The following is a 12994-nucleotide window of genomic DNA, read 5'->3' as shown; positions in this document are numbered from 1 at the left end:
CCCCGACCCGGAGGGACAAGGCGATCGATGCTGTTTCCCGTTTCCCTCTCCGACGGTGAGGTGCGGCATTCGTGGAGGCCGGAAGAATCGGCGGTCACGGTCACGATGCAAGGCAAGCCCTGCGCCACCGGGTCGGGGCCGGTTCCCGAGGCTCGACGAGTCAGCGGCCCAACCGTGTGAGTTCGGCCCTGCCGACGGGTGAGCGCGACGCGCGGCCCCGGCCGTCCCGACCGGGCGTCTCACGTCGAGCGCGTCGCGACCCTCGGTCCGGGCGTCGAGCGGTCCCGCATCGTGTTCTCGGCGTCCGTGTCCTCGGCGGTGGGGGTGGTGAGGGAGGGGGCGTCGTGTTCCGGGATGGTGGTCCGGGCCCGGGGGACGGCCGCTTCTCCCTCCGCCGCCAGTGCCCGGAGCAGCGCACGGGCCACCGCGTCGTTCTGGCGGAAGGCGGGGGCGTTGGTGCGGGGGCGGGCGAAGGCGGCGACGGCGCGGCTGTTGGTGGGGGCGCCGATGGCGATACGGCGGGGGTGGGCCTCGCCGAGGGTGGGGTCGAGGACGTGGCCGTGCGCGGGGGTGACGGTCAGCAGGCCCGAGCGGTGGGTGTGGGTGGGGTCGGTGAGGACCTCCTCGGTGAGGGCGCCGGAGCGGTGCAGGGCGCGCAGGAGCGGGTCCCCGGTGCGGTCGAGGGTGGGGCGGGGCAGGTAGGCCTCGATCAGGGCCGTGGCGTGGACGGTGTGTCCGGGCACGGTGGGACTGGTCGCGGTGAAGGTGCCGGTGGAGTCGTCGGTGCCGACCTGGAGGTCCGCGCCGAGGAAGCGGACGATGCCGGCCCGGGACAGGGCGAGCAGCTGGCGCAGCCGGAAGCCCGGCGGGCCGGAGGCGAGGAAGCTGAAGAAGCCCTGCCACCAGCCGTCCACTCCCTCGGCGACGGAGCGGGCGGTCAGCCGGCCGGCGGAGACGAGACCGGGCAGCTGTCCGTAGACGGAGAGCAGGGCGAGGAAGGCGCCTAGGTCGGCGCTGTGGGCGGGGTCCTCGCGGCGGCCGACGTCCTGGGTGATGTGGTCGCGCAGGTGGTGCTGGAAGGAGTGCGGATCGGGGAACGTCAGGCCCGCCAGGGGGCGGTCGAGGGCCTCGAAGTCCAGGCGGTCCTCCGGGTCCGGCACGGCCGCGGCGACGAGGGCGGCCATCGCGTCGGAGTACCAGTCGAGGCGGTCGTAGGCGGTGAGGAAGTCCGCCCAGGGCAGGGTGGTGCGTTCCGGGTGGGCGTGGAACAGCTCGTGGTAGTGGCCGAAGCCGATCTCCTTGGCCATCAGCGGCCACACGTCGCGGCGCAGGTCGAGGGGGCGGTCGAGGGCGAGCAGGGCGTCGACGGCCGCGGGGCCGAAGTGGCGCGGCAGCGGTGGCCGGGGGCCCTGGAGCCGGTAGCGGGTCTTGGAGTGGTACGGCACCCCGCGCCGGGACCCGACGTGGAGGACGGGCTCGCGGCCGGACGGGAGGTAGGTGAGGGTGCCGTCGGGCTCGGTGCGGTAGGTGCCGCCGCGCCCCTCGGTGAGCAGCACCATCAGGTCGACGAAGGCCAGCCCGAAGCCGCGCAGGACGACGTGTTCGCCGGGGCGCAGGCCGGACAGGTCGGCGTCGGAGGAGAACTCGGGCGGGAGGTGGAAGCGGCCGTGGCGGGCGGCGAAGGCGGCGTGGCCGTGGTGGCCGGCTTCCGGGGCCGCGTCCAGATGACCCTGCGCGAGGACGACCAGGTCGGCGGTGAGAGGGGTGTCGCGGTCGGCCAGGTGCACCTGCTGGGGCCCGTCCGCGGGGCCGGTGACGGCGGTCGCGACGGTGCGGTGCCACACGACGCCGATGGATGGCGGCAGTTCGGCCAGTGTCCGGCGGAACACCCAGTCCAGGTAGGCGCTCTGGGCCCGTCGGGTGGGGAAGTCGGACGGTTCCAGGGAGCGCAGCTCGGCCAGGACCTCGGGGTCGGCGGGTCCGGTGTCGGGGGTGAGGCGTGGACCCCGGCCGGAGAACCGGGACGCCCACTCGGCCAGCGAGGGGCCGGGCCGTACGGGACCGTCCATCTCGGAGGTCTCGTCGGTGAACATGGTGACGTCCTCGGCCATGGAGTTCATCCGCAGCAGCGGCGACTGCTCGTGCCGCCACACCCGTCCCGGCCCCGGCGGGTACGGGTCCACCAGATGGATGGTCAACGTCCGCCGTCCGTCCCACAGTTCGGGAGCGTTGGCGGCGATGCGCTCCAGCAGGCCCGTGCCGCGCGGGCCCGCGCCGACGACGACCAGGACGGCCGCGGGGACGGCGTTCACCGGTCACCGCCGATCGCGCGCCAGGCGCTCGCGGGGCGGGCGTCGGCGGCGGTCCGGACGGTGGTCCGTACGGTGGCCCGGGTGGCGGTCCGGGCGCTCGCGGTGGCCGCGGCCGGCCGCCGGCCGGCGCGCCGGCGCGGCACGAGCGCGGGCAGGCCGTCGGACACGGAGTCGGCGGAGTCGGACACGGAGCCGGACGCGCAGCCGGACGCGGCGCCGGGCGCCTTCCCCCGGGGGACGGGCGGGAGCGGCGGGGCGTCGGGAGCGGTGGCGTCGGAAGGCGGGACCATCGGGGGCTCTCCGGGGGAGGGAGTCGCGGGCGTCGGTGACCACCCGGCGGCGGCCGGGTGCCGGTGTCATCACGAGCGCCGCGTCCCTCAACGCGGCCGGAGGGGCCGCTGCCGCACGCGGCGCAGCCCGTCCGTCGCCGATCGTATGTGCCCGGTGCACGGACCTGTCAACAGTGCGTGCCGATCGGTCGGTACCGGTCCGTCACGTGGTCAGTGGTTGACGGGAGGCAGAATGTACTGCTCAATTAAGCGCATGAATGCTGATCAGCGCCTGGTTACCCGGGGCCACATCGACTTCGGTCGGGTGTGGTCCGCGGCGTGTCGCGGCTGAATCGGCAGCGGGCTGTCTGACCGGCCCTTCCCTCCCTCGGTGCCCCCGTCGCGGGCCGAGATCCCCCTCCGCACCACCCTCGTACGCGGGCCCCGACCGGCGTACGGGCGGCCATGCGGAACCGGACGCGCGCTGCCGCCGCTCCACCCGCCCGAGGCCCCCGCCCCGGCGTCATCACACCTGCACCCCCAGCACCCCGCGCCAACAGCTCTCTGAAACACCGTCACGCCCGGTGTCACGGACGCCGTCACGCACACGGCCGTCACGGACACCGTCCCCGCACGGCCGTCACGAGGGCCGCCGCGCCCTGCCCGCGTGCGGACCAGCACCCCCGAAGACTTGAGGAAAGGCCATCTCCCATGCCCGTGGAGTTCCTCGGCATAGCCGCCACCCACGACGGGTCCGAGACGACGGCGCGCTCCGGCGGCGCCTTCGACAAGGACTACACCCTCCGGCTCGCCCGCGCGCACGAGGACCACGGCTGGGACCGGGTGCTCTTCGCCTACGGATCCGGATCACCGGACCCCGCCCCGGCCGCCGCGTACGTCGCGAGCAGGCTGGACCGCCTCCAGATCCTGCTCGCCCACCGGCCCAACGTCTCGTACCCCACCTTCGCCGCGAAGACCTTCGCCACCCTCGACCAGATCAGCGAGGGCCGGCTGACGGTCCACTTCATCACCGGCGGCAACGACCACGAGCAGGGCCGCGAGGGCGACACGCTCACCAAGGACGAGCGCTACGCCCGCACCCGCGAGTACATCCGCATCGTCAAGAAGATCTGGACCACCCACGAGCCCTTCGACCACGAGGGCGAGCACTACCGCTTCCACGACTTCGTCAGCGACGTCTTCCCCGTCCAGCAGCCCCGCCCGAACGTCTCGTTCGGCGGCTCGTCGCCCGCCGCGTACGCCGCCGGCGGTGCCGAGGCCGACATCTACTGCCTGTGGGGCGAACCCCTGGAGCGGACCGCCGAGCAGATCGAGGCGGTGAAGGCCGCCGCGCGGGCCGCGGGCCGCACCGAACCTCCGCGCATCCAGGCCGCCTTCCGCCCGATCATCGCCCCGACCGAGGAACTGGCCTGGGAGAAGGCCCACCGCACGGTCGGCGCGATCCGGCAGCGGCGCGAGGCCGGTCTCGTACGGCACCACGGCAGCGGCGCCCCGGAGAACGCCGGGTCGCAGCGGCTGATCGCCATCGCCGAGGCGGGCGAGCGCTACGACCGCGCGCTGTGGACCCCGACCGCCGCCGCCACCGGCGGCGCGGGCAACTCCAACGCCCTGGTCGGCACCCCGGAGACGGTCGCCCAGGCGCTCCTCGACTACTACGACCTCGGCGTGGACATCCTCTCCGCCCGGGGCTACGACCTCCTCGGCGACGCGATCGACTTCGGGCGGTACGTCATCCCGATCGTCCGCGAAGAGGTCGCCAAGCGCGACGCCGAGCGCGCGGCGCGCGGCCCCCAGGACCTCGCGGCGGTGCGCGCATGACGTCCGTCGCCCAGCCGCCCGCCGACGCGACCGCGCTGACGGTCGTCCAGGTCCCCGTCTCCGACCCGCGCGTGGAGCCCCTGCTGCGCGAACTCGGCGACGAGTACTCCACCCGCTACGGCAAGGACGCCCACGCCGAGCTGGCCCGCTACCCCGACGAGGAGTTCACCGCACCGCACGGCGGCGTGCTGCTCCTGCTGCTGGAGCACGGCGAGCCGGTCGCGGGCGGCGCCTTCCGCCGGTACGACGAAGCCACCGCCGAACTGAAGCGGATCTGGACGCACTCCGCCCACCGGCGGCGCGGCCTGGCCCGACGCGTCGTCGCCGAACTGGAGCGCGTGGCGCGCGCCCGCGGCTACCGGCGGGTCTACCTCACCACCGGACCGCGCCAGCCGGAGGCCCGCGGCCTGTACCTCGCCACCGGCTACACACCCCTGTTCGACACCGAGGCCGATCCGGAGACCATCGGGCCACTGCCCTTCGAGAAGCACCTGACCGCCCCGGCACCCACCCGCGGCCCGGCACCGGCACCGTCAGCAGAGGCGGCCGTCGACGCGCCGGCCGAGGACGGCGCCCATGCCCGGATCCCCGACGAGCGGGGAACCACCGGCTTCGCGACCGACGCGTCGCGCATCAACCCGCCCGATCACACGTAGAGACGTAAGCAGGAACACCACGATGGGACTCACCACCGACCCCGCGTCCACGCCGCCCGGAGCGGCCCTCCGGGACGCGGGCCCGCACGCCCCGCCCGCCGAGGACGACCCGGCCTCCCTCGAGGTCGTCCCCGCCCGCCACTACGGCCGGTGGGTGGCGACGGCCGCCGTGGCCGTGCTGGTCGCCCAGTTCGTCCACGGTCTGGTCACCAACCCGGTCTGGGAGTGGGAGGTCTTCCGCGGCTACGTGCTGTCCGAGACGATCGTCGAGGCGGTGTGGGTCACCCTCCAGCTCACCGTCTACGCCACTGTGCTGGGCTTCCTCCTCGGCACCGTCCTGGCCTTCATGCGGCTGTCGCGCAGCCCGCTGCTCCAGGCCGTCGCCTGGGCCTACATCTGGATCTTCCGGTCCATCCCGATGATCGTCCAGCTGGTGTTCTGGTTCAACCTCAGCGCCCTGTACAAGGAGCTGGGGGTCGGCATCCCCTTCGGGCCGGTGTTCTGGTCCGTCGACAGCAACACCCTCATCGGCACGATCGGCGCCGCCGTCATCGGGCTGTCGCTGCACCAGGCCGCCTACGCCGCCGAGGTCGTCCGCGGCGGAGTCGTCTCCGTGGACCACGGCCAGCTGGAGGCCGCCGCGGCCCTGGGCATCCCCCGGCTGCGGCAGATCCGCCGGATCGTGCTGCCGCAGGCCATGCGCGCCATCCTGCCCACGGCCGGCAACGAGATCATCGGCCTGCTCAAGGGCACCTCGGTGGTCTACGTGATGGCCATCGGCGAGCTGTTCTACCAGGTGCAGGTGGTCTACGGCCGCAACGGCCGGGTGATCCCGCTGCTGCTCGTCGCCACCGCCTGGTACGTGGTCCTGACCTCCGTGCTGTCGGTCGCGCAGTACTACGTGGAGCGCCACTACGCCCGGGGCGCGAACCGCACCCCGCCGCCCACCCCCCTCCAGCGTGCCCGGCGGTTCGTCCGCACCCTGCGCGCGGCGGCGGCCCGGCGCGACCAGCCCGTCGTACCCCTGAAGACCCCGGGAGACATCCGATGAGTGAGGCGATGGTGGACATCCGCGGTGTCCACAAGAGCTTCGGCCCGCTGGAAGTGCTGCGCGGCGTCGACCTGACGGTCCGCGCCGGCGAGGTCACCGTGATCCTCGGCCCGTCCGGCTCCGGCAAGTCCACGCTGCTGCGCACCGTCAACCACCTGGAGAAGGTCGACCGCGGCTGGATCAGCATCGACGGTGAGCTCATCGGCTACCGCCGCTCCGGCGGCAAGCTGCACGAGCTGAAGGAGAAGGACGTCCTGAAGCAGCGCACCCACATCGGGTTCGTGTTCCAGAACTTCAACCTCTTCCCGCACCTGACCGTACTGGAGAACCTCGTCGAGGCCCCCGTCTCCGCGCTGCGCCGCCCCCGCGCGCAGGCGGAGCAGACCGCCCGGCGGCTCCTCGACCGGGTCGGTCTCGCCGACAAGGCGGACGCCTATCCCCGGCAGCTCTCCGGGGGCCAGCAGCAGCGCGTGGCCATCGCCCGCGCGCTCGCCCTCGAACCCAAGGTGCTGCTCTTCGACGAGCCCACCTCGGCGCTCGACCCGGAGCTGGTCGGCGAGGTCCTCGACGTCATCAAGGACCTGGCCGGCACCGGAACCACCATGATCGTCGTGACCCACGAGATCGGCTTCGCCCGCGAGGTCGCCGACACCGTGGTGTTCATGGACGACGGAGTCGTCGTGGAGCAGGGGCCGCCCGCGGCCGTCCTGGACACCCCGCGGCACGAGCGCACCCGCGCCTTCCTCTCCAAGGTCCTCTGACCGCACAGGATTTCCGTCCTGTCCGACCCGTTCCTACCGTCCCCCGCCCCCTCCGCACGCAAGGAGACCCACCGTGTCCACCCTCGCCCGCCGTACCACCGCAGCAGCATTCGGACTGGCCGCCGCCCTCGTCCTCGCCGGCTGCGCCAACCCTTCCGACGGCGGCACCACCGAGGTCGCGGACACGTCCGGCGCCAAGGCGAAGATCAACCTCAGCCCGGACCAGGACCGCGTCACCACGGACAAGGTCGACTCCATAGCCGCCGAGGTCCCGGAGGAGATCCGCGACAGAGGCACCCTGGAGATCGTCCAGTCGTCCACCTCCGCGGCCCCGCTGGGCTTCCACGCCACCGACGACAAGACCGTCATCGGCGTCGAGCCCGACATCGCGTACCTGGTCGCCGACGTGCTCGGACTGAAGCCGCACATCAACACGGTGTCGTGGGAGAACATCTTCGTCGGCCTGGACAGCGCCAAGTACGACGTCGGCTTCGCCAACATCACCGTCACCGAGGAGCGCAAGGACAAGTACGACTTCGCCACCTACCGCGAGGACAACCTGGGCTTCGAGGCGAAGAAGGGCAGCGGGCTGAAGGTCGACGGGCCCGAGGACGTGGCGGGCCTGACCGTCGCCGTGCAGAGCGGCACCAACCAGGAGAAGCTGCTGGTCGAATGGAGCGAGGAGAACGAGAAGGCCGGCCGGAAGCCGGTGGACATCAAGTACTACCAGAACGACAGCGACACCTACCTCGCTCTCCAGTCCGGCCGGATCGACCTCTACCTCGGCCCCAACCCGATCGCGGCCTACCACGTGGCCACCACCGGCAAGACGGAGGTCGTGGGCACGTACTCCGGTGCCGGTGAGACCCTCCAGGGCCTCATCGCGGCCACCACCAAGAAGGACAGCGGGCTCGTCACCGCGCTCGCCGACGCCATCGACCACGTGATCGAGAACGGGACGTACGCCGAGGTGCTCGAGCGGTGGAACCTGTCCGACGAGGCCGTGACCAAGTCGGAGATCAACCCGCCCGGCCTGCCCCGGACCGACCAGTAGGGGACCCGAGGGCCGTGCGCCGACCCTTCCGGGCGCCCGGTGGGCCGCCCTGACCGGCGTCCGGGCCTTTCCGCCACCGGCTCCGGGGGCCGGTCGGTGTCGGCCAACTCGCCGGGGGAAGACGGGATTCCGCGATCGAACACCTGCCCCTGAGCGGGGATGACAGGGTATTCTCTAGTATTCCTACCGGATTTATAGGGAAGTCTTGAGGAGGAACGTCAGTGGGAACTGCCCCAGCGTGTGCGTCCGGCGCCCTCGCGTCCTCTTCCTGTACCCGCCCGCGGCGGGGGGAGCGGCCGTGACCGTGGAGGACCTGTTCACGGTCGATCAGCAGAGCGGCACCCGCTGGCTGCACATCGCCCGCGAAGTGGCCGACGACCTGGCCACGGACGCGGTCGTCCGCGACCAGGCCGGCAAACCCCCGTTCGACGAGGTGGCCCGGCTGCGTGAGGCAGGGCTCCTCACGCTGCTGATACCCGCCGAACACGGTGGGGGAGGCGCGGACTGGGCGACGGCCTACGCGGTCGTCCGGGAGGTCGCCGCGGCCGACGGGGCGATCGGCCAACTGCTCGGCAGCCACTACGTCCTGTCGGGAAGCGCCCGGTTCTTCGCCGGCGCGGACCTCAACGCCCGGATCGAACGGGAGTCCGCGGCGGGCCAGTGGTGCTGGGGCGGAGGCTTCGCCGCCCATGAACCGCCCCTGATCCTGACGCCGGTCGGCCCCGGCCGTCATCTGCTGAACGGGCGCCAGAGCTGCGCCACCGGCATCCGGGTCGCCGACCGGCTGGCGGTCCGCGCCGCCCGGCTCGACACCGGTGAACCGCTGGCCGTGATCGTCGATCCCACCCGCGCCGGCGTGGTCTGCGGCGACGACGGGGACACCTTCGGCCAGCGGCTGTCGGCCGGCGGCAGCATGGAGTTCGACGCCGTGCCGGTCACCGACGACGAGGTGCTGGGGTCGCTCTCCCCGGACGAGGGCGCCCTGCCGCCGTTCGCCGGTCTGGCCGCCGCCACCGGACGTCTCGTCTCCGCCCATCTCTGCCTCGGCATCGCCCAGGGAGTGCTCGGCGAGGCCCGTGAGTACGCCAGGGCGGGGAACCCGTCCTGGCGGCCCTCCTGGCCGCCCCCGCAGTCCTCCCCGTCCTACTCGGCCTACCCGTCCTGGCCGGACAGCCGGTCGCAGGACGCGCATGTGCTGATCACCTACGGAGAGCTGACCGTCGCCGCCCGCGCGGCGTCCGCTCTCACCGATCAGGCGGTGGAAGCCCTGGACGGCGGACTCCTGCGCGGCGACGACCTCACCGACGACGAGTGCGCCGAGATCTGCGTCCTCGCGGCCGCGGCCGAGGCCGCCGCCGCGCGGGCGGCGCAGGACATCACCGCCCGCACCCTGGACGTCATCGGCCCCGGCTCCGCCTCCTCGCGGTACGGATTCGACCGCTTCTGGCGCAACGCCCGGACCCACACCCTGTACCACCCCGTCGCCCACCGGCTCCGTGACATCGGGGACTACTTCCTCAGCGGGGCGCACCCGCCGTTCACCCTCCCCGCCTGACCGCGCGCACCGGCCCCCTCCCCGGAGGAGGGGGCGCACACGGCGGCACCCGCTCCACCGGGCGGTGCCCGTGCGGTGGAGCGGGTGCGGTGCGCGAGATGTTCCGGTCCGTGCCGGCGGGCCGCGCTGTCCCGTGCCGGCCGGTCGCGGTGCCGTCGTTCAGCGGGTGACCAGCAGTCCCCGGCCGCGCAGCACCCGTCGCTCCAGCGGACTGAAGACCAGCAGGTCGATGGCGATGCCGACGACGAGGATCAGGAAGATGGCGAGGAAGACCTGGGGCATGCTGGAGTTGTTGCGGCCGTTCTCCAGCAACTGGCCGAGTCCGACGCCCAGATCGGGCGAGGACGCGATGATCTCGGCGGCCATCAACGACCGCCAGGAGAACGCCCAGCCCTGCTTCAGGCCGGCCAGGTACCCGGGCAGCGCCCCCGGCATCACGATGTGCCAGGCCCCGCGCAGTCCCGTGGCGCCCAGCGTCTTCCCCGCGCGCAGGAACAGCGGCGGGATCTGATCGACACCGGCCACCAGGCCGTTGGCGATGGACGGCACGGCGCCGAGCAGGATCACCGCGTACATCATGCTGTCGTTCAGCCCCAGCCAGATCACGGCGGGCGGCACCCATGCCACGGACGGCAGGGACTGGAGTCCGGACAGGACGGGCCCGATCGCGGCCCGTACGAACCGCACCCGGGCGACCAGCAGTCCGAGCGGCGTACCGATGACGAGCGCCAGGAAGAAGCCGAGCAGGCCACGCGAGACGGAGGTCCAGACGTATTCGAGCAGGGTGCCCCGCAGCCACGCGTCGGACACCTCGTCCCACACCGCGGACGGTGAGGGCAGCTTGTAGTCGGGGGCGACCTGCGCCCACACCAGCGCCTGCCAGACCGCGAGGACCAGCAGGACCGCGCTGACGGGGGGCACCACCTTCTGCACCAGGGTCTGCCGCAGCGGCGTCCGGCCGGCCTGCACCGCGTCCAGCGCGTCGAGCCCGGCCTCCAGCCCCGCCAGGTCCTGTGTGCCGTCGTCCTTCCTCAGGTCGGGCCCGGTGTCAGTGCCGGCCATGTCGGCGGATCTCCTCCCGTAGTTGTCCGGTTATCTCCGAGGACAGTTCGGCGACCGCGCTGTCCTCGATACGGCGCGGGTGCGGAATGTCCACCGTCCACTCCCGGGCGATCCGCCCGGGCCGGGACGACAGCAGCACCACCCGCTGGGCCAGTCGTACCGCCTCCCGCACGTTGTGCGTGACGAACAGGACGGAGAGGCCCGTCTCCCGCCAGATGCGGGTCAGTTCGTCGTGCAGCACGTCCCGGGTGATGGCGTCGAGGGCCGCGAACGGCTCGTCCATCAGCAGCAGCCTGCTGCCCTGGGCCAGCGCCCGGGCCAGCGCGACGCGCTGCCGCATACCGCCGGAGAGTTCGTGCACCCGTTTGCCGTAGGCGTCCTTCAGCCGCACGAGTTCGAGCAGCCGCTCGGCCTCCGCGCGGCGCTCGGGGTTGGCGACGCCGCGCAGCTTCAGGGCGAGTTCGACGTTCCTGCCCGCGGTCAGCCACGGGAACAGGGCGTGCTCCTGGAACATCAGGGCGGGCGGGCCGTCCGTGCCGATCGTGCCGGCGGACGGCCGGTCCAGTCCCGCCACCAGGTTGAGCAGCGTGGACTTGCCGCAGCCCGAGGCACCCAGGAGGGTGACGAACTCGCCGGAGGCGACATCGAGGGTGATGTCGTCCAGGACGAGCTGCTGTCCGGCGGGGCCGTCGAAGGACTTCGAGACGTGCTCGACGCGGGCGGCCCGGGCCGCCGTGGCGGCGCCACCTTCGCCGGCCTTGGCGATCGTGGTGGCCATGGTCGTCACCTCCTGGGAACTCATCGGGACTGCGTGCCGGGTGCTACTCGGCGCCGAGACCGGCGTCGTCGACCTCGTCCTCGCCCGCCGCCTTGAGGACCTTGTTGAGCGGGGCGAGGTCGTAGATGCCGTTCAGGTTCGGCTCCTCCAGCAGACCCGCCTTCACGGCGTGCTCCGCCTCGGCGTCGAGGGTCGAGGCCAGCGGGTCGTCCAGGAACGTGATGGACTCCCACGCCGGGTCCAGGACCTCCGTGGGCAGCGCCTTGCCGGAGAGCTCCTTCAGCGCCGCGTTCGCCGAGGTCTTGGCCTTGTCGGGGTTGGCGTTGATCCACTGGTTGGTCTTCACCGAGCCGCGCAGCACGGCCTCGACGACGTCGGGGTGCTCCTTGAGGAACGTCTGCGACACGATGATGTTCGTGATCACGAACTTCTTGTCGGGCCACAGGTCCGCTTCGTCGATGAGCACCTTGGCGCCCTCGGACACCAGCTTGGAGGCGGTGGGCTCGGGCACCCAGGCGCCGTCGATGGAGCCGGACTTGTAGGCGTCGGGGGTGATCTTGTTGTCGGTGCGGACGACGGAGACGTCGCCCTTGCCGCTCTCGGCGTCGACCTTCCAGCCCTGGTCGGAGATCCAGTTGAGGAAGGCGACGTCCTGGGTGTTGCCGAGCTGCGGGGTGGCGATCTTCTTGCCCTTGACGTCCTTCACGGACTTGATCTTGTCCGGGTTGACGACGAGCTTGACGCCGCCGGAGGCGGAGCCGCCGATGATGCGGAGGTTCTTGCCCGAGGACTTGGTGTAGCCGTTGATGGCGGGGGAGGGGCCGATCCAGCCGATGTCGATGGAGCCGGAGTTGAGGGCCTCGATCTCGGACGGCCCCGCGTTGAAGGTCGCCGTGGAGATCTTGGTGCCGCCGAGCTCCTTCTGGAGGATGCCCTCCTGGACGCCCACCAGGGCGGTGGCGTGGGTGAGGTTCGGGAAGTAGCCGATCTTCACCGTGTCCGCGGAGAGCTTCTCGGCGTCCGCCGCGACCTGGGTCTGCTTGTCGTCGTCGGTGGACTCGGAACCGTAGCCGCAGGCCGTCAGCAGGAAGGGGAGTGCCGCTATGGCGGCGAGGGCGCGCAGGGCGGTGAGCGGTCTTGCGGCAGACACGGAGGTGTCCTTTCCAGGAGGAATGGGTGTTCAGGGAGGTACGGGCGTACGGGACGCAGGGCTGTCGGCACGCGCGCCCACGCCCGTCGCCGGCGACGGTCCGCCGTCGCGGGGCGAGGAGCGCAGGGTTGTCGGTGCCGGGTGTCGGGTGCCTCGGGGCGGATGCCGGGACTCCGTCGCGGCCACGGCGCACGCGCGGGCGTGCGGTCATGGGGAGGCGGGGAGTGACGGCGGCGTGACGAGGCGGAGAAGGCGCCCGCCGAGGGCGGCGGGGCGGTGACGAGCACAGCCGTGCGTGGGGGAGCCGGTGGAAGGACCGGCCTCAGACGGCTCGACAGATGGCGCTGGACGTACGGACCAGGTCGATGTGCCGACGGGAGGTCAGAAGGAGCCGCGTGCGGACCGCGTGGTTCAGCGTACTCATGGCCACCCCCTCAGTTCCCTAGTTTCCCCACCTGGTTGATAGGGATCGTGGCAGAAGGCGGCGCCCTTACCAAGGGGCTTCTC

At 72.4% G+C, this 12994-nt stretch carries 11 protein-coding genes and 1 pseudogene; 6 read left to right on the top strand and 6 right to left on the bottom strand.

The genetic code is table 11. From position 1 onward, the window contains the following. Positions 1-239: 239 nt before the first annotated feature. Positions 240-2312, bottom strand: a complete 2073-nt coding sequence (locus ACZ3KJ_RS22065) for an FAD/NAD(P)-binding protein (RefSeq protein WP_467529287.1) — start codon at positions 2310-2312, stop codon at positions 240-242. Beyond that, positions 2309-2602, bottom strand: coding sequence for a hypothetical protein (locus tag ACZ3KJ_RS22060; protein WP_467529286.1), 294 nt, complete (start codon positions 2600-2602; stop codon positions 2309-2311). The genes ACZ3KJ_RS22065 and ACZ3KJ_RS22060 overlap by 4 nt, the downstream gene beginning before the upstream one ends. Before the next feature lie 690 nt (positions 2603-3292). Here ACZ3KJ_RS22060 and ACZ3KJ_RS22055 point away from each other — a divergent pair. The 6 genes and pseudogenes from ACZ3KJ_RS22055 (at position 3293) to ACZ3KJ_RS22030 (ending at position 9497) form a co-directional block, all read left to right on the top strand. Continuing rightward, positions 3293-4420 carry an LLM class flavin-dependent oxidoreductase gene (locus ACZ3KJ_RS22055; RefSeq protein WP_467529284.1) on the top strand — a complete coding sequence of 376 codons (1128 nt, stop codon included), beginning with the start codon at positions 3293-3295 and terminating at the stop codon, positions 4418-4420. Then, positions 4417-4929: pseudogene (locus tag ACZ3KJ_RS22050) on the top strand (GNAT family N-acetyltransferase); the annotation flags it as partial. The gene ACZ3KJ_RS22055 and the pseudogene ACZ3KJ_RS22050, both read left to right, overlap by 4 nt. A gap of 169 nt (positions 4930-5098) precedes the next feature. Continuing rightward, positions 5099-6127: an amino acid ABC transporter permease gene (locus tag ACZ3KJ_RS22045; protein ID WP_467529283.1), complete on the top strand. Its 1029-nt coding sequence runs from the start codon at positions 5099-5101 to the stop codon at positions 6125-6127. Continuing rightward, positions 6124-6888, top strand: coding sequence for an amino acid ABC transporter ATP-binding protein (locus ACZ3KJ_RS22040; RefSeq protein ID WP_467529281.1), 765 nt, complete (start codon positions 6124-6126; stop codon positions 6886-6888). Before ACZ3KJ_RS22045 ends, ACZ3KJ_RS22040 begins: the two co-directional genes overlap by 4 nt. Positions 6889-6961: 73 nt before the next feature. Beyond that, a complete protein-coding gene (locus tag ACZ3KJ_RS22035; protein ID WP_467529279.1) occupies positions 6962-7942 on the top strand; it encodes an ABC transporter substrate-binding protein in 981 nt (326 codons plus the stop codon). Between the two features lie 298 nt (positions 7943-8240). Beyond that, on the top strand, positions 8241-9497 hold the full coding sequence (locus ACZ3KJ_RS22030) for an acyl-CoA dehydrogenase family protein (RefSeq protein WP_467529278.1): 1257 nt from the start codon (positions 8241-8243) through the stop codon (positions 9495-9497). Between the two features lie 159 nt (positions 9498-9656). On the opposite strand, the gene ACZ3KJ_RS22025 is transcribed toward ACZ3KJ_RS22030, so the two are convergent. The 4 genes from ACZ3KJ_RS22025 to ACZ3KJ_RS22010 form a co-directional block, all read right to left on the bottom strand. After that, complete coding sequence (locus ACZ3KJ_RS22025) at positions 9657-10559, bottom strand: ABC transporter permease (protein ID WP_467529276.1); 903 nt, start codon at positions 10557-10559, stop codon at positions 9657-9659. Next, positions 10546-11337, bottom strand: a complete 792-nt coding sequence (locus ACZ3KJ_RS22020) for an ABC transporter ATP-binding protein (RefSeq protein ID WP_467529460.1) — start codon at positions 11335-11337, stop codon at positions 10546-10548. The genes ACZ3KJ_RS22025 and ACZ3KJ_RS22020 overlap by 14 nt, the downstream gene beginning before the upstream one ends. Positions 11338-11380: 43 nt before the next feature. Beyond that, a complete protein-coding gene (locus tag ACZ3KJ_RS22015) occupies positions 11381-12487 on the bottom strand; it encodes an ABC transporter substrate-binding protein (RefSeq protein ID WP_467529274.1) in 1107 nt (368 codons plus the stop codon). Positions 12488-12809: 322 nt separating this feature from the next. Beyond that, positions 12810-12911: a putative leader peptide gene (locus ACZ3KJ_RS22010; RefSeq protein ID WP_389515601.1), complete on the bottom strand. Its 102-nt coding sequence runs from the start codon at positions 12909-12911 to the stop codon at positions 12810-12812. Positions 12912-12994: the final 83 nt, after the last annotated feature.

The sequence above is a fragment of the Streptomyces sp. NPDC003248 genome, assembly GCF_055563235.1.
The sequence above is the reverse complement of the archived record's forward strand: the minus strand, read 5'-3'. Positions and strand labels throughout refer to the sequence as shown.